The sequence below is a fragment of the Streptomyces stelliscabiei genome (genome assembly GCF_014873495.1).
Classification (GTDB): Bacteria; Actinomycetota; Actinomycetes; order Streptomycetales; family Streptomycetaceae; genus Streptomyces; species Streptomyces bottropensis.
Map to the genome: position 1 here is coordinate 8,975,697 of NZ_JADBGF010000001.1, position 19,027 is coordinate 8,994,723.

The window sequence follows — 19,027 nt, forward strand, 5'->3', positions numbered from 1 at the left end:
GGGGAGCCGGTGGCGGTGGTGGGGATGGCGTGTCGGTTGCCGGGTGGGGTGGTGTCGCCGGCCGGGTTGTGGGAGTTGGTGGTCGAGGGTCGGGACGGTGTGTCGGGGTTTCCGGTGGACCGGGGTTGGGATGTGGAGGGGTTGTTCGATCCGGATCCGGATCGGCCGGGGACGTCGTATACGCGGCATGGCGGGTTTTTGCATGATGCGGCGGAGTTCGATGCGGAGTTCTTCGGGATCTCGCCGCGTGAGGCGTTGGCGATGGATCCGCAGCAGCGGTTGTTGCTGGAGGCGTCGTGGGAGGCGGTGGAGTCGGCGGGTGTCGATCCGCACGCGTTGCGGGGCAGCCGCACCGGAGTCTTCGCCGGAATCATGTACCACGACTACGGACCCGCACTGCACATCCCCGCCGGAGGCGTGGACGGCCAGCGGCTGACCGGCGGCGCCGGCAGCGTGCTGTCGGGTCGGGTGGCTTTTTCGTTGGGGCTTGAGGGTCCTGCGGTGACGGTGGATACGGCGTGTTCGTCGTCGTTGGTGGCGGTGCATCTGGCGGTGTCGGCGTTGCGGGCGGGGGAGTGTTCGCTGGCGTTGGCGGGTGGGGTGACGGTGATGTCGTCGCCGGGGACGTTTGTGGAGTTTTCGCGGCAGCGTGGGTTGTCGGTGGATGGGCGGTGTCGGTCGTTCGCGGCGTCGGCGGGTGGGACGGGTTGGGCGGAGGGGGTGGGGCTGCTGGTGTTGGAGCGGTTGTCGGATGCGCGGCGGCTCGGGCATCGGGTGTTGGCGGTGGTGCGGGGCAGTGCGGTCAATCAGGACGGGGCGAGTAATGGGTTGACGGCGCCGAGTGGGCGGGCGCAGGAGCGGGTGATCCGGGCGGCGTTGGCGTCGGCGGGTGTGAGCGCTGCTGATGTGGATGTGGTGGAGGCGCACGGTACGGGGACGCGGTTGGGTGATCCGATCGAGGCGCAGGCGTTGTTGGCGACGTATGGGCGGGATCGTGCGGCGGGGCGGCCGTTGTGGTTGGGGTCGTTGAAGTCGAACATCGGGCATGCGCAGGCGGCTGCGGGTGTGGCTGGTGTGATCAAGATGGTGATGGCTCTTCAGCGGCGTGCGTTGCCGCGGACGTTGCATGTGGATGAGCCGACGCCGTTGGTGGACTGGGCTTCGGGTGGGGTCGAGTTGCTGACGGAGCAGCGGGAGTGGGAGGCGGTCGAGGGGCGTCCGCGCCGGGCGGGGGTGTCGTCGTTCGGGATCAGTGGCACCAACGCCCACCTCGTCCTGGAGGAAGCGCCCCCCGCACCCGAACCGGAAGCGACCCCCGTTCCCGACACCTCCCCAATGCCGCTGGTGCTCTCCGCCCGTACCCCGGACGCGCTGCGCGACCAGGCACGTCACCTGCTGCCCCTGCTCCGGGACACCGCCGGGCCCGCCGGCCGCGACCTCGCCTTCTCCTTGCTGACGTCCCGTTCGCTGTTCGACCACCGTGCCGTGGTCGGCGGGGACGGGCGGGCATGGGAGGAAGGGCTCGCGGCGCTCGCCGACGGTGCGCCCGGCGCGGACGTGGTGGCGGGCGAGGCCTCCGCCACCGGGCCGGTCGTGTTCGTCTTCCCTGGTCAGGGTTCGCAGTGGGCCGGTATGGCGGGGGAGTTGCTGGCGGGGTCGCCGGTGTTCGCGGCTCGGATGGAGGAGTGCGAGCGGGCTCTGGCGCCGTTCGTGGACTGGTCGTTGCTGGACGCCGTGCGCTCGGGGCAGGCGTGGGACCGGGTCGATGTGGTCCAACCCGCCCTCTTCGCGGTGATGGTGTCGCTGGCGGAGGTGTGGCGGTCGTTCGGCGTGGTGCCGGACGCGGTCGTGGGTCACAGCCAGGGGGAGATCGCCGCCGCCGTGGTGGCGGGCGCGCTGTCCCTGGAGGACGGGGCCAGGGTCGTCGCCCTGCGCAGCCGGGCGCTGGGTGTGCTGGCCGGACGCGGCGGCATGGTCTCCGTGGCCCTCGCGCACGACCCCCTGACCGACCTGCTCGCCGACCGCCCCGGACTGTCGGTCGCCGCCGTCAACGCCCCCTCCGCCGGGGTGGTGTCCGGCGACCCCGACGCCCTGGCCGAATTGCTCGCGCACTGCGAGGCCCAGGGCGTACGGGCCCGGCGCATCGACGTCGACTACGCCTCGCACTCCGCGCACGTGGAGGAGATACGCGAGACGCTCCTGGAGGCCCTGGCCGGACTGCGGCCGGCGGCCGCCCACGTGCCGTTGTACTCCACCGTCGAGGGCGGCTGGCTGGACACCACCCGGATGGACGCCGACTACTGGTACCGCAACCTGCGGGCCACCGTCGGCTTCGCACCCGCCGTCCGCACCCTCGCCGAGTCCGGATACACGGGGTTCATCGAGGTCAGCCCGCACCCCGTGCTCACCATGGGCATCGAGGAGACCGTCCACGAGACCGGCTGCGAGGCCGTGGTGCTCGGTACGCTCCGGCGCGACGAGGGCGGGCTGCGGCGCCTGCACCACGCGCTCGGCGAAGCCTTCGTACGAGGGCTCCCCGTCGACTGGAAGCCGGCCCTCGCCGGCGCCGGTGCCCGCCTCGTGGACCTGCCCACCTATCCGTTCCAGCGCCGCCGCTACTGGCTGGAGACCCCGCGGGCGTCGGACCCGGCCGCCCCGGCCGACGACGGACTGTGGCGGGAGATCGAGGCCCAGGACTCCGCGGCCCTCGCCGACACCCTGGGGGTCGACCCCGGGGCGGTGGGCGAGGTACTGCCCGCCCTGTCCGCGTGGCGCTCCGAACGGATACGGGGGCGGCGCGCCGACAGCTGGCGTCACCGTGTGGGGTGGCGACCGCTGACGCTCGCGCCGAGGGCGTCGCTGTCCGGGCGGTGGCTCGTCGTGCTTCCGGCGGCCGACAGCGGCGCCGATGTCCTGGCCGCGCTGACGGCGGCCGGGGCCGAACCGGTCCCCGTCGTCGTCTCCGCCCCCGACCAGGACCGGGAATCCCTCGCGGCCCTGCTGCGTGCCGCGTCGGGCGCGGACCCCGTGGCCGGCGTGTTCTCGTTGCTGGCCGAGGAGACGCGCCCGCACCCCGCCCATCCCGACGTGCCCGCCGGGCTGTCCCTGACCCTCGCCCTCGTCCAGGCGCTCGGCGACACCGGCACGGACGCCCCGCTGTGGTGCGCCACCCGGGCCCTGGCCGCCGTGGGCGGCGGCGAGCGGCCGGGCACCAGTGCGCAGGCCGCGGTCACCGGACTGGGCCGGACGGTCGCCCTGGAACGGCCCGGCCACTGGGGCGGCCTCGTCGACCTGCCCGCGGTGCTGGACGAGCGAGCCGCGGACCGGCTGGGCGCGGTCCTCGCCACCGTCACCGACGAGGACCAGGTCGCCGTGCGTTCCTCCGGCGTCTACGGGCGCCGCCTGCTCCCGATCGGTCCCGGCCGTCCGGCCGAGGCCCGCCACAGCCCGAGCGGCACCGTACTCATCACCGGCGGCACCGGCGGGATCGGGGCCCAGGTCGCCCGCGAACTCGCCGAGCGGGGAGCCGCCCACCTGCTGCTGCTCAGCCGCCGCGGACCCGACGCCCCCGGCGCGGACGAACTCCGCACCGAACTGACCGCGCTCGGCGCACGGGTGACCGTCGCCGCCTGCGACGTCGCCGACCGCGCGCAGCTGACGGCGGTCGTCGCCGCGATCCCCGAGGAGGAGCCGCTCACCACGGTCGTGCACGCGGCCGGGGTCCTCGACGACGGCACCCTCGACGCCCTCGACCCGGCCCGTCTCGCCACCCTGATGCGCGTCAAGGTCACCGCCGCCCGCACCCTGCACGAGGTCACCGACGGCATCGGCCTCGCCGACTTCGTCGTGTTCTCCTCCTTCATGGGCGTCCTCGGCAGCGCCGGCCAGGGAAACTACGCCGCCGCCAACGCCGCGCTCGACGCCCTGGTCGCCGAACGCCGGGCCGCCGGACTGCCCGGCACCTCCCTCGCCTGGGGCGCCTGGGCCGGCGGCGGCATGGTCGACGACCGGGTCGCCGACCGCCTCCGCCGCCTCGGCATCACCCCCATGGAACCCCGGGCGGCCGTCCGGGCCATGACCGCCGCCCTCGCGGACCACGACGAACTCTGCGTCGTCGCCGACGTGGACTGGCAGCGCTTCCGCGAGGCCGTCGGGCTGCGCGCCACGGCGCTGCTGAGCGGCCTGCCCGGATCCGCCGACGCGCGGACCCCGGCACCGGCCGGACCCGCCGAGCAGGACGGGCAGGTGCGCGGGCAGCTCGCCGCGCTCCCCGCCGCCGAACGGTCCCGTCACATCACCGACCTCGTGCGCACCCACGCCGCGACGGTGCTGCGCCACGGCGCGGCCACCGACATCGCCCCCGGCCGGGCCTTCGCCGAACTCGGCTTCGACTCCCTCACCGCGGTGGAACTGCGCAACCGCCTCGGCACGGCCACCGGACTGCGGCTGCCCACCACCCTGCTCTTCGACCACCCCACACCCCAGGCACTCGCCGCCCGTCTCCTCGCCGAACTCGCCCCGTCGGACCCCCCGACCGAGGAGGCCGACGCGACCCTCCCCGGGGGGACGGCCGACGTCGACGACGACCCGATCGCGATCATCGGCATCGGCTGCCGCTTTCCCGGCGCCGTGCACGGCCCGGACGCCTTCTGGCAGCTGCTCACCGAGGGACGGGACGTCATCGCCGACTGGCCGCCGGACCGGGGCTGGGACACCGACCGGCTCTACGACCCCGACCCGGACCGGCCCGGCACCACCTACAGCCGGCGCGGCGGATTCCTCCACGACGCCGGAGGCTTCGACGCAGCCTTCTTCGGGATCTCGCCCCGCGAGGCCCTGGCCATGGACCCGCAGCAGCGGCTGCTCCTGGAGACCTGCTGGGAGAGCGTCGAACACGCCGGTATCGACCCCACCGCACTGCGCGGCCGCCCGGTCGGCGTGTTCGTCGGCACCAACGGCCAGGACTACCCCGGCGTCCTCGACGGCGCGCCCGGCGTGTCCGAGGGCCATGTCATGACGGGCAACACCGCCAGCGTGATGTCGGGCCGGATCTCGTACGAACTGGGCCTCGACGGGCCCGCGCTGACCGTGGACACCGCGTGCTCCTCCTCGCTGGTGACCCTGCACCTGGCGGCCCAGGCCCTGCGCCGGGGCGAGTGCGCGCAGGCCCTCGCCGGGGGTGTCACCCTCATGACCACGCCCAAGCTGTTCGTCGAGTTCAGCCGCCAGCGCGGGCTGGCCCCGGACGGCCGCTGCAAGGCGTTCGCGGCCGGCGCCGACGGCACGGGCTGGGCCGAGGGCGTCGGCATGCTCCTCCTCGAACGCCTCTCGGACGCCCGCCGCGCAGGCCACCGGGTGCTCGCGGTGCTCAGCGGCACCGCCGTCAACCAGGACGGCGCCAGCAACGGCCTGACCGCGCCCAGCGGGCCGGCCCAGCAACGCGTCATCCGGGCCGCGCTCACCGACGCCCGGCTCACGGCCGCGGAGATCGACGCCGTGGAGGCGCACGGCACCGGCACCCGGCTCGGCGACCCCATCGAGGCCCAGGCCCTCCAGGCCGTGTACGGCGCCGGACGGACCACCGACGAGCCGCTGTGGCTGGGGTCGGTCAAGTCCAACATCGGCCACACCCAGGCCGCCGCCGGCGTCGCCGGCGTCATCAAGATGGTGCTCGCCATCGGCCACGGCGAACTGCCCCGGACCCTGCACGCCGACGAACCCAGCACCCACATCGACTGGGACACGGCGGGCCTGCGGCTCCTCTGCGAGCCCACCTCGTGGCCCCGGACCGGGCGCCCGCGCCGCGCCGGCGTGTCCTCGTTCGGCATCAGCGGCACCAACGCACACGTGATCGTGGAACAGGCACCCGATGCGGGCGAGGCGGACGGCACGGCCGGAGAGACCGCGACCGGCGGCGCGGGGCGGACCCGCCCCTCCCCGGCCCGGACGCTGCCGCTGCTCCTGTCCGCCCGGACGCCCGCCGCGCTGCGCGCCCAGGCCGCCCGACTGCTCGCCCACCTCGACACCGGCCCCGGTACCCCGCTGCCCGACGTGGCCCTGGCCCTCGTCCGCGGACGGGCCGCGCTGGAGCACCGGGCCGCCGTGCCCGGGGACGACGAGACGGCCGCGCGCCGCGCGCTGGGCGCCCTGGCCGCCGGGACGTCCGACCCGGAACTGGTCACCGGCCTGGCGGCACCCGGGCCTACCGTGCTGCTCTTCCCCGGTCAGGGAAGCCAGCGGTCCGCCGCCGGAGCCGCGCTGTACCGCGACGAGCCGGTGTTCGCCGACGCGCTGGACGACGTACTCGCCCACTTCGCCCCCCACCTCGACCTGCCACTGCGGGACATCCTGTTCGCCGCCGAGGGCGACGAGCGGGCCCCGCTGCTGCACCGCACCCGGTACACCCAGCCCGCGCTGTTCGCGCTGGAGGTGGCCCTGTTCCGGCTGCTGGACCACTGGGGAGTCGTCCCGGACCTGCTCATCGGCCACTCGGTCGGCGAACTCGCCGCCGCGCACGTCGCCGGGGTGCTGGACCTGCCCGACGCCTGCGCCCTGGTCGCCGCCCGCGGCCGTCTCATGGACGAACTGCCCGGCGGCGGCGCCATGGTCGCGGTCGAGGCCGGCGAGGACGAAGTGCTCCGTGTGCTCGGCCTCCTCGAAGAGGCCGCGGACGGCACGGTCGGTATCGCGGCCGTCAACGGACCGGCGGCCACCGTCATCAGCGGTGACGAGGACGCCGTCCTGCGCGCGGCCGAGGAGTTCCGCCGCCAGGGCCGCCGGACCCGGCGGCTCACCGTGAGCCACGCGTTCCACTCCGCCCGGATGGACGGCATGCTCGACGCCTTCCGCGAGGTGGCCGAGGGCCTGACGTACGCCGAGCCCCGCATCCCCGTGATCTCCAACCTCACCGGAGAGCCCGCCTCCGCCTCCGAGTTGTGCTCCCCGGAGTACTGGGTGCGGCACGTGCGCGGCGCGGTGCGGTTCATGGACGGCGTACGGCGGCTGGCCGCCGAGGGCGCCACGACGTTCCTGGAGGCCGGGCCGGGCGGCGTGCTCTCCGCCCTGGTGCCGGCCTGTCTGCCGGAGGACGGGCCCGGCGTGGCGGCGGTCCCGCTGCTGCCCAAGGGACAGCCGGAGGCGGCCTCGGTCGTCGCGGCCCTCGCCCGCCTGCACGTCCGCGCGGTCGCCGTCGACTGGACCGCCGGGCACGGGGGCCCCACCGCCCCGCATGTCGACCTGCCCACCTACCCCTTCCAGCACGAACGGTTCTGGCCGCGCCCGGCCGCGGGGAAGGACGCGGACCACGCCACCACGGACTCGGACCCCCTCTGGGACCTGGTCGGTACGGCCGACGCACCGTCGGTCGCCTCGCTGCTGGGACTCGACGAACGGGCGCCGCTCGGTGACGTACTGCCCGCGCTGTCCGCCTGGCGTGCGCGCCGGGACCAGGAGGTGGCCGCCGCCCGGCACCACTACCGCGTCGAATGGCAGCCGCTGGCCCTGCCCGCCCGCATCCGGTTGTCCGGCCCGTGGCTCCTCGCGGTGCCGGACGACCCCGCGGTCACGGAGACGGCCGCGGCCGTCGAACGAGCCCTCGCGGAGCACGGCGCCGAGACGACCGTCGTCCGGATCGCCGCCGGCGCCGGACGCGCGGAACTGGCCGAACGGCTCCCCGCCGGGGCCACCGGTGTGCTCTCCCTGCTGGCCCTGACCGACCTCCCGCACCCGGACGACGCGCCGCTCGGGGCGGGGCTCGCCCTCACCCTGACCCTTCTCCAGGCCCTCGGCGACACCGCCAGCCGCGCCCGGCTGTGGTGCGTCACCTCCGGCGCCGTCCGGGCGGGCCAGGACACGCCGCCGTCGCCCGCTCAGGCCCGGGTGTGGGGACTCGGCAGGGTCGCCGCCCTGGAACACCCCGACCGCTGGGGCGGCCTGGTCGACCTCCCCGAACGGCTCGACCCCGCCGCCCTGCGCGGTCTGTGCGCGTGCCTGGGAGGTGGGGACGGCGCCGACGCCGGGCACGGCGACGGCACGACGGACGGACTCGCAGGTGAGGACCAGATCGCGATCCGCCCGTCCGGCCTGCTCGGCCGACGGCTGGTAGGCACCCCGGAGGGCCTCCCGGCCTCCGGCGGCCGTGTCATCCCCGTCGTCGACGTCGACGCCGCCGACGCCGCCGGCGACGATGTCACCCCCGGTCGCCAGGTCACCCCCGGCGCCGTACCGGCCCCCACCGGCTGGCGCCCCCGGGGAACCGTGTTGGTCACCGGCGGCACGGGCGGCATCGGCCGGCACGTCGCCCGCTGGCTGGCCCGGGAAGGGGCCGGGCACCTCGTGCTGGCCGGCCGGCGGGGAACGGCCGCCCCCGGCGCGGCGGCGCTCGTCGCCGAGCTGGAGCAGGCGGGAGCCCGGGTCACCGTGGCCGCCTGCGACCTCGCCGACCGGGCCGCGACGGCCGCGCTCGTCGAGCGGCTCCGGGCGGCCGGGGACACACCGCGCGCGGTCTTCCACACCGCGGGCACCGTCTCCGACACCCGCACCGAGCAGTGCACACCCGCGCAGCTCCACGCCGAACTGGCCGCCAAGGCGGACGGAGCCGACCACCTCGACGCACTCCTCGCCGACGAACCGCTCGACGCCTTCGTGCTGTTCTCCTCCATCGCGGGCACCTGGGGCAGCGGCGGCCAGGCCGCGTACGCCGCCGCCAACGCGCACCTGGATGCCCTCGCCGCCCGGCGCAGGGCCCAGGGGCGCACCGCGCTCTCCGTCGCGTGGGGCCCCTGGGAGGGCACCGGCATGGCCGACGGCGACGCCGGTGCCGGGCTGCGCCGGCACGGCCTCGTCGGCCTGCGGCCCGAAACGGCGCTGACCGCACTCCGCCAGGCCCTGGACACGGGACGCACCGAGGTCGTCGTCGCCGACGTGGACTGGCGGCGGTTCGTCCCCGTCTTCACCTCCGGACGCCCCAGCAGGCTCTTGGAAACACTCCCCGAGACCGCCGGGGCCGCCGCTGCCCCCGAACCCTTCGAGGGCCGGCCGCCGGCCGGCACCGCGGCACCGGAGGACCACGCCGGCCGGTGGCGCGACCGGCTCACGGCCCTCCCCGACGCAGAGGGCGACCGGCTCCTCGTCGAACTGATCACCACCGAGGCGGCCGCGATCCTCGGCCACGGGTCGGCCGGGCGGGTCGACCCCGAACGCCCGCTGCGCGACATCGGCTTCGACTCCATCACGGCCGTCGAACTCCGCAACCGGCTCGTCGCCGCCACCGGTTTCCGCCTCCCGGTCACCGGCCTCTTCGACCACCCCACGGCGACCGGCCTCGCCCGGCACATCCGCGAGGGCCTCACGGGCGCCGCACGGTCCGCCGCCGTCCCGGACACCACCGCACCCACGGCCCCGCACGCCACCGATCCGGCCGACGACCCGCTCGCCGTGGTCGCGATGGCCTGCCGCTTCCCCGCGGGCGTGCGCGCCCCGGAGGACCTGTGGCGGCTGGTGGCCGACGAGGTGGACGCCATCGGCGCCTTCCCCACCGACCGGGGCTGGGACCTGGACTCCCTGTACGACCCCGACCCGGACCGGCCGGGCACCTTCTACAGCTCCGGCGGCGGATTCCTCGACGGGGCGGGCGACTTCGACGCCGGCTTCTTCGGGATCTCGCCCCGTGAGGCGCTGGCCATGGACCCGCAGCAGCGGCTCCTCCTGGAGACGTCCTGGGAGGTGCTCGAACGCGCCGGGATCGACCCGCTGTCGGTCCGCGGCAGCCGCGGTGGCGTCTTCGTCGGCGTGGCCTCCCAGGGCTACGGCACCGGACCGGGCACGTCGACCGACGGCGTCGAAGGGCATCTGCTGAGCGGCAACGTCACCAGCGTGGCGTCCGGCCGGATCGCCTACACGCTCGGCATCGAGGGCCCGGCCGTCACCCTCGACACGGCCTGCTCCTCCTCACTGGTCGCCCTGCACCTCGCCGGTCAGGCGCTGCGCGCCGGTGACTGCTCCTTCGCGCTCGTCGGCGGCGCCGCCGTGATGGCCGCCCCGGACGTGTTCGTGGAGTTCAGCAAGCAGGGCGGTCTCTCGCCCGACGGCCACTGCCGCTCGTTCGCCGACGGCGCCGACGGCACCGGCTGGGGCGAGGGCGCCGGCATGATCCTCATCGAGCGGCTGTCCGACGCCCGGCGCCTCGGCCACCCCGTGCTCGCCCTGGTCCGGGGTACGGCGGTCAACCAGGACGGCGCCAGCAACGGCCTCACCGCCCCCAACGGCCTCGCCCAGCAGCGGGTGATCCGCGAGGCACTCGCCCACGCCCGCCTGACCACGGCCGACGTCGACATGGTCGAGGCGCACGGCACCGGCACCGTCCTCGGCGACCCGGTGGAGGCACAGGCACTGCTGGCCACCTACGGCCAGGGCCGCGCGGCGGACCGGCCGCTCTGGCTGGGCTCGCTGAAGTCCAACCTCGGCCACACCCAGGCCGCGGCGGGCGTCGCGGGACTGATGAAGACCGTCCTGGCCATGGGGCACGGAACGCTGCCCAGGACCCTGCACGCCGACGACCCCACCTCCCGGGTCGACTGGTCCGGCGGCGCCGTCCGGCTCCTCGACCGGGCCCGCCCCTGGCCGGCCCCCGGCCGCCCCCGGCGCGCCGGAGTCTCGGCGTTCGGCATGAGCGGCACCAACGCCCATGTGGTCCTGGAGGAGGCGCCCCCGGAGCCGGCCGTCCCGGAGCCGCCGACCGCCGCTCAGGACACCGGCGCCCGGCCCGACGCCCCCTCGTCGCCCGCGCTGCCCTGGCTCCTGTCCGCCCGCTCGCAGCCGGCCCTGCGCGAGCAGGCCGCGCGGCTGCACGCCCACCTCACCGACCGACCGGAACTGCGACCGGCCCACGTCGCCCACGCGTTGGCGACCACCAGGTCCGCCCTCCCGCACCGGGCCGTCGTCGTCGGCCGTGGCCGCGGTGAACTGCTGGACGCGCTGGCCGCCCTCGCGGGCCGGTCGGCCGCGTCCGGAGCCGTCGAGGGACAGGCCCGCAGCGGCGGCCGTACCGTCTTCGTCTTTCCCGGTCAGGGTTCGCAGTGGGCGGGGATGGGGGCGGATCTGCTGGATGCGGCTCCGGTCTTCGCGGAGCGGGTGGCGCGGTGCGAGCGGGCGCTGTCGCCGTACGTGGACTGGTCGTTGACCGGTGTGCTGCGGGGTCAGCCCGGTGCGCCGTCGTTGGAGCGGGTGGATGTGGTGCAGCCGGCGCTGTGGGCGGTGATGGTGTCGTTGGCCGCGCTGTGGCGGTCGTGCGGCGTGGAGCCGTCGGCGGTGGTCGGGCACAGCCAGGGGGAGATCGCGGCTGCCGTGGTGGCCGGGGCGTTGTCCCTGGAGGACGGGGCCAAGGTCGTCGCCCTGCGCAGCCGGGCCCTCGTGGCGCTGGCCGGGGCCGGTGGCATGGTGTCCCTCGCCGTCTCCGAGGACCGGGCCCGAGCCCTCCTGGCACCCCACGGCGACCACGTCTGCGTGGCCGCCGTGAACGGCCCCGACGCGGTGGTGGTGGCCGGCCGGACGGACGCGCTCACGGACCTCCTCGCGGCCTGCGAGAGGGACGGCGTACGGGCCCGGCGCATCCCGGTCGACTACGCGGCTCACTCGGCCCAGGTGGCCCGGGTCCGCGACGACCTGCTGGCCGCACTGGCCGACGTGACGCCCCGCACGGGCGGGACACCGCTGTACTCCACGGTCACCGGCGAACCCCTCGACGGATCGCTGCTGACGGCGGACTACTGGTACCGGAACCTGCGCGAACCCGTCGAGTTCGCGCGGGCCACCGCACGGCTGCTGGACGCCGGATTCGACCTCTTCGTCGAGACGAGCCCGCACCCCGTGCTCACCGCCGGAGTCGAGGGAACCGCCGAACGGGCGGGCCGGACCGTCACCACCGTCGGGACGCTGCGTCGCGACGACGGCGACTCCGCGCGGTTCCTCGCCTCGCTCGCCGAGGCCTGGACCACCGGAGCCGAGGTGGCCTGGCCGGACGTCGTGGCCCAGGCCGCGCCCGGCGCCCGACCCGTCCCCCTGCCCACCTACGCCTTCCAGCGGACCCGGTTCTGGCTGCCCACCCCGGGCCGCACCGCCCCGGCGGCCGGCGCGGCCGGCGGCGGCGCCGCACAGGACAGCTTCTGGGCGGCCGTGGACAGCGGCGACCCGGCCGGGCTGGCCGCCGCCCTCGGCGCGGAAGCCGACGCCGCTCCGGAGGGCTTCGCCCCGGCGCTGCGCGAGGTGCTGCCGGTGCTGTCCGGCTGGCGTCGCGCCCGGCTCGACCGGGACGCCGTGCGGTCCCTCGGCTATCGGGTCCGCTGGCAGCCGGTGGCCGACCCGCCCGCCGCGCCGCTCGACGGCGACTGGCTCCTCGTCGTACCGAAGCAGCACACCGACGACCCGCTCGTCGGCGCGTGCCAGGACGCGCTGCGGCTCGGGGGCGCGCGGGCCCGTACCGTCACCGTCGACGCGGGCGACGCGGCCCGTACGGCGCAGGACGTCGCCGACGCCGTCGCGGACGCGGCCCGGCCGGTCTCCGGCGTGCTGTCCCTGCTGGCCCTGGACGAGCGTGCGCCGGGGCAGGAGGCCCTGGTGCTCGCCGGAACCGCCGCCACCCTCGAACTGCTCAAGGCCCTGGACACCCTGGGGATCGACGCCCCGCTGTGGTGCGTGACCGGCGGCGCGGTCGCCGTCCACCCCGACGAGCGGCTCACCCGTCCGGGCGGGGCCCAGCTGTGGGGGCTCGGCCGGGTCGTCGGCCTGGAACAGCCCAGGCGCTGGGGCGGCATCGCCGACCTGCCACCGCACCCCGGCTCCGACGAGGTACGCCGCCTCGCCGCCTTCCTCGCGGGCGGCCACGAGGAGGACCACCTCGCCGTACGGCCCACCGGCGCTCACGCGCGCCGACTCGTCCACGCCCCGGCGCCCGACGCCCCGGCGGGCCACGACCGGACACCGGCCGGAGGCACCGCCCTGATCACCGGCGACACCGGGACGCTGGGCGCGGACATCGCCCGCTGGCTCGCCCGGCGCGGCGCCCGCCAGGTCGTCCTGGCCGGGGACCGGAGCGCGGACCAGGTGGCCGTGGCCGCCCTGCGCGACGAACTCGCCGGACTGGGCGCCGAGTTGACCGTGCCCGACGACCCGAACGCCCCGGCCGCCCTGCCCGGCGGGGCACCCCTGACCGTCGCCGTCCACCTCGCCCGTGCCCATGACCCCGGCGCCTCGCTCGCCGAAGTCACCCCCGAGGACCTGGAGGGCGCCCTGCGTTCCGTCCTCGGCCCGGTGGCCGACCTCGACGCGCTGCTCGACGGCCACCCGGCACCCGACTCCGTCGCCCTCGCCGTGCTGTTCCCGCTGAGCGGTGTCTGGGGGGCCGCCCGGCGGGGCGCCGCCACCAGCGCCTACGCCGCCCTCGAAGCGCTGGCCCGCGACCGCCGCGACCGGGGGAACCGCTGCGTCACCCTCGCCCTCGGCGGCCAGGAACCCGCGCCCGCCGGATCCGACGCGGTGGAGCGCCCCCTGGACGCGGACACGGTCCTCGCGGCCCTGCAGCAGTCGCTGGACCACGACGAACCCGCCGCGATCCTCGCAGACGTCCGCTGGGAACGCGTCGTGGCCGCCGTGCCCGACCCCCGCGCGCTGCGGCTGCTCAGCGAACTGCCCGAGGCGGCCTCCGCCCCGGACGACACCACGCGGGACGACCAGGACGACGCGGCCGCCGAACTCGCCCGCCGGCTCGACCCGTTGGACGAACCCGCGCGACGCCGTCTGCTGCTCGACCTGGTCTGCGACCACGCGGCCGCCGTCCTCGGACACACCGGCCGCCAGGCCGTCCCGGCCGACCAGGCGTTCTCCGCCGTCGGGTTCGACTCGATGCTCGCCGTGTCCTTCCGCAACCGGCTGCGCACGGCGACCGGCGTCCCCGTCGCCGCGACCGTCGTGTTCGACCATCCCACCCCCACCGCCCTGGCCGACCACCTGTACGACGGGTTGTGCGCCCGTCCCGGACCGGCCGTTCCCGCGCTCGCCGAACTCCGGGCGCTGGAGGCGGCCCTGACCTCCGCCGACCCCCGCGCCCAGGGCGCCGACGAGCTCGGCGCGCGCCTGCAGGACCTCGTACGGACCTGGGCCCGGCGCACAGCGCCCGACACCGGCCCGGCGGACGCCGACGCGATCGGTTCGGCCAGCGCCGACGAGCTGTTCGACCTGCTTGACAACAACTTCGGAATGGCCTGAGGAGCACCGCGAAGATGCCGGACGAACAGAAGCTTCTTGAGTACCTCAGGCGGGCGACCGCGGACCTCGGGCAGGCGCGTCAGCGGCTGCGCGAGGAGGAGGACGCCAGGCACGAGCCCATCGCGATCGTCTCGATGAGCTGCCGCTACCCCGGTGGCGCCGACGACCCCGAGCAGCTCTGGGACCTGGTGTCCTCCGGCACCGACGCCATCTCCGAGTGGCCGGCCGACCGGGGCTGGGACACGGCCGCCCTCTACGACCCGGACCCCGACCGGCCGGGCACCTCCTACACCCGGCACGGCGGATTCCTGCACCGGGCGGGGGAGTTCGACGCCGCGTTCTTCGGCATGTCACCGCGCGAGGCCCTCGCCACCGACCCGCAGCAGCGGCTCCTCCTGGAGACCTCCTGGGAGACGCTGGAACGCGCGGGCCTCGACCCGGCGGCCCTGAAGGGCTCCGCGACCGGCGTCTTCGTCGGCGCCATGACCAACGACTACGGCGACGGCTCCCGAGACCGGTCCGACGTCCAGGGCCTGCTCCACACCGGCACCGCCGGCAGCGTGATCTCCGGCCGGATCTCCTACACCCTGGGCCTGGAGGGCCCGGCGGTGACCGTCGACACCGCCTGCTCGTCCTCGCTGGTCGCCCTGCATCTCGCGATACGCGCGCTGCGCTCCGGCGAGTGCTCCCTCGCCCTCGCGTGCGGTGTCACCGTCATGCCGCACCCCGACCCGTTCGTCGCGTTCAGCCGGCAGCGCGCCCTGGCACCCGACGGCCGCTGCAAGGCCTTCGCGGCCGACGCCGACGGCACCTCGTGGTCCGAGGGCGCGGGTGTGCTGCTGCTGGAGCGGTTGTCGGACGCGCGGCGGCACGGTCGGCGGGTGCTGGCGGTGGTGCGGGGCAGCGCGGTGAACCAGGACGGGGCCAGCAATGGTCTGACGGCGCCGAACGGTCCCTCGCAGCAGCGGGTGATCCGGGCGGCGCTGGCGGACGCCCGGCTGTTGCCCGGTGATGTGGACGCGGTGGAGGCGCACGGCACGGGGACCCGGCTCGGGGACCCGATCGAGGCGCAGGCGCTGCTCGCGACGTACGGCCAGGACCGTGAAGAGCCGCTGTGGCTGGGGTCGTTGAAGTCGAACATCGGGCACTCCTCGGCGGCCGCCGGGGTGGGTGGCGTGATCAAGATGGTGCAGGCGATGCGCCACGGGGTGCTGCCCCGGACCCTGCACGTGGACGCGCCCTCCCCGCAGGTCGACTGGTCCTCCGGCGCGGTCCGGCTGCTGACCGAGGAGCGTTCCTGGCCCACCGGCCCCGAGCGCCCCCGCCGCGCCGCCGTGTCCGGATTCGGCGTGAGCGGCACCAACGCCCACGTGATCCTGGAGGAGGCACCCCCGGCGGAGGACTCCGCCCCCGCCGGGACCACCGAGCCCGACGACACCGCCCGGGCCACGGAGTCCGGTGACCCGACGCCGCTGCCGCTGGTGCCCTGGGTGCTCTCCGCCCGCAGCGAGGAGGCGCTGACCGAGCGGGCACGGCAGCTGCTCCCCCTCGTCGACCTGCTCGACGCGGACCCCGGCCTCCGTGCCGGCGCCGTCGCACGGGCCCTCGCCACCGGCCGGTCGGCGTTCGAGCACCGCGCCGTGGTGGTCGCGGGCGACCCGGACGGCTTCCGTGCGGGACTCACCGGCCTGGTGACCGGCGCCGAGGCCGCGGGGGTCGTCCGTGGTGTCGCGGGACCCGCGGGCCGTACCGTCTTCGTCTTCCCCGGCCAGGGCTCCCAGTGGACCGGCATGGCACTCGGCCTGCTCGACTCCTCACCGGTCTTCGCCGCCCGCATGGCCGCCTGCGAACGCGCCCTCGCCCCGCACGTGGACTGGTCGCTCGCCGCCGTCCTGCGCGGCGACGCGGGCACCCCGCCGCTGGACCGCGTCGACGTGGTCCAGCCCGCGCTGTGGGCGGTGATGGTCTCCCTGGCCGCGCTGTGGCGCTCGGCCGGTGTGGAACCGGACGCCGTGCTCGGCCACTCGCAGGGCGAGATCGCCGCCGCGGTGGTGGCCGGAGCCCTGTCCCTGGAGGACGGCGCCAAGGTCGTCGCCCTGCGCAGCCAGGCGCTGACCGTTCTCGCCGGCCGGGGCGGCATGGCCTCGGTCCCGCTGCCGCCGGAGGAGCTGGCCGACCGCCTCCGGCAGTGGGACGGCAGGCTCTTCGTGGCCGCCGCCAACGGCCCGGCCGCCACGGTGCTGTCGGGCGACACCGAGGCGATCGACGGCGTGGTGGCCGCCCTCCAGGCCGAGGACGTACGGGCCCGGCGCATCCCCGTCGACTACGCCTCCCACTCCGCGCACGTCGAGGAGATCCGCGAACGGCTCCTGGAGTGCCTCGCGGACATCGAGCCGACGACCGGCCGGGTGCCGTTCTTCTCCACCGTGGACCTGCGCTGGCAGGACCCCGGCGCGCTGGACGCCGAGTACTGGTACCGCAACCTGCGGCAGACCGTGCGGTTCGAGGAGGCCACCCGCACCCTGCTCGCCCAGGGCTTCCGCTTCTTCGTCGAGTCCAGCGCCCACCCGGTGCTCACCGTGGGCATCAGCCAGACCGCCGAGGCCGAGGAGTCCGACGCCGTCGCCGTCGGCACCCTCCGCCGCGACCAGGGCGGCCTGGACCGGTTCCTGCTCTCCCTCGCCGAGGCCCACACCGGCGGACTCGCGCCGGACTGGGACACCCTGCTCGCCGGGCACCCGGGCGACACCGTCGACCTGCCCACGTACCCCTTCCAGCGGCGCAGGTACTGGCTGGAACGGCCCCAGGCCGGCGCCGAGAACACCGTCGGCGCCACCGACCCGGCGGACGCCGCCTTCTGGGAGAGCGTCGGCGGAGAGGATCTCCCGGCGCTCACCACGACGCTCGGCGTCCGCCCCGAGGATCCGCTGACCGTCGTCCTGCCCGCCCTGGCCGACTGGCGCAGGCGGCGCGACGAACGCGCGACCGTGGACTCCTGGCGCTACCGGATCGACTGGCGGCCCCTCGCCGCCGCCCCGGCCGGCCGCACCGCCGCCGCCCCGACCGGTACCTGGCTGGTGGCGGTCACCGACGGCACGGAGGGCGACCCGGCGCGGGAAGCCGTGGTCCGGGCGCTGCGCGAGGCCGGCGCCGTCCCCGTGCCCGTCGTCCTGACCGAGGCCCACGCCGACCGGGCCACGCTGACCGCGCACCTGTCCGAGGCGAGCACCGGCCCCGTCCACGGCGTCCTCTCCCTCGTCGCCCTCGACGAGCGCCCCCACCCGAGCCACCCGCACCTTCCCCTCGGCCTCGCGCTCACCCTGACCCTCGTGCAGGCCCTGGGCGACGCCGGCGTCACCGCCCCGCTCTGGTGCGCCACCCGGGGGGCGGTCACGACGGGCCGCGACGACGCGGTGACCAGTCCCGGACAGCACATGGTCTGGGGCCTCGGCCGGTGTGCCGCGCTGGAGCACCCGCAGCGCTGGGGTGGTCTGGTCGACCTGCCCGACACGCTCGACGAGCGGGCCGCCGCCCGGCTGTGCGGCATCCTGGCCGGCCGGGACGACGAGGACCAGGTCGCCGTACGCCACTCCGGCGCGTACGGCCGGCGGCTGGTCCGCGCCCGGCCCGCCGGCCCCGCCCGCGCGGACGCCTGGCAGCCACGCGGCACGGTCCTGGTCACCGGCGGCACCGGCGGCGTGGGCGCGCACCTCGCGCGCCGACTGGCCGAGGGCGGTGCCGAGCACCTCGTCCTGGTCGGCCGCCGGGGTGCCGACACCCCCGGCGCGGCCGACCTGACCGCCGAGCTGACCGCGCTCGGCACCCGGGTCACCGTCGCCGCCTGCGACGTCGCCGACCGCGACCGGCTCGCCGAACTGGTGGCCGGGATCGAACAGGACGGCTCCCGGATCAGGACCGTCATCCACGCCGCCGGCACGGGCCTGCTCGTGCCGCTGTCCGACACCGACCCCGACGAGTTCGCCGACATCCTCTACGCCAAGGTCGCCGGCGCGGAGAACCTCGACGCCGTCTTCGACCGGGACGACCTGGACTCCTTCGTCCTGTTCTCCTCCATCTCCGGCGTCTGGGGCAGCGGCGACCATGGCGCGTACGCCTCCGCCAACGCCCACCTCGACGCGCTCGCGGACCGGCGCCGGGCCCGGGGCCGCACGGCCACCTCCGTGGTGTGGGGCATCTGGGACCCCGAGGGCGGCGCGGGCATGGCCGCCAACCTCGTCGAGGAGCAGCTGCGCGGCCGGGGCATCCCCTTCATGGCCCCCCAGGTCGCGCTGACCGGGCTCCAGCAGGTCCTGACCGACGACGAGACCGTCGTCCTCGTCACCGCCGTCGACTGGGACCGCTTCGCGCCCGTGTTCACCTCGGCCCGGCCCAGCCCGCTCATCGGTGACCTGCCCGAGGTCCGCCGCGCGCTCGCCGAGGAGACCGCGCCCGGCCAGGACGGCGACGGCACCGCCTCCTCGCTGCGCGACCGCATCGCGGACCTGCCCCCCGCCGACCGCGACCGCCTGCTCACCGACCTCGTACGCGCTCACGCGGCCGCCGTGCTCGGCCACGGCTCCGCCGACGCCATCGCTCCCGAACGCGCGTTCCGTGAACTGGGCTTCGACTCGCTGACCGCCGTGGAGATGCGCAACCGGCTCAACGCCGCCACCGGTCTGCGGCTCCCGCTCACCGTCCTCTTCGACTACGCCTCGGCCGACGCGCTCGCCCGACATCTGCGCGGGGAACTCCTCGGCCCCGACACCGC

Annotated in this window: 1 protein-coding gene and 3 pseudogenes; 3 read left to right on the forward strand and 1 reads right to left on the reverse strand. The window is 76.1% G+C overall.

Annotated features, from left to right (window positions below; genetic code table 11):
* Positions 1-24 precede the first annotated feature (24 nt).
* On the forward strand, positions 25-14,259 hold the full coding sequence (locus tag H4687_RS39415) for a type I polyketide synthase (protein ID WP_451682055.1): 14,235 nt from the start codon (positions 25-27) through the stop codon (positions 14,257-14,259).
* A gap of 14 nt (positions 14,260-14,273) precedes the next feature.
* Positions 14,274-14,324 (forward strand): annotated as a pseudogene (locus H4687_RS48765) (polyketide synthase docking domain-containing protein); the annotation flags it as partial.
* A 15-nt stretch (positions 14,325-14,339) separates the two neighbouring features.
* Here H4687_RS48765 and H4687_RS48770 read toward each other — a convergent pair.
* A pseudogene (locus H4687_RS48770) lies at positions 14,340-14,519 on the reverse strand (hypothetical protein); the annotation flags it as partial.
* Here H4687_RS48770 and H4687_RS48775 point away from each other — a divergent pair.
* A pseudogene (locus tag H4687_RS48775) lies at positions 14,433-18,953 on the forward strand (type I polyketide synthase); the annotation flags it as partial. The pseudogenes H4687_RS48770 and H4687_RS48775 overlap by 87 nt on opposite strands.
* Positions 18,954-19,027 lie beyond the last annotated feature (74 nt).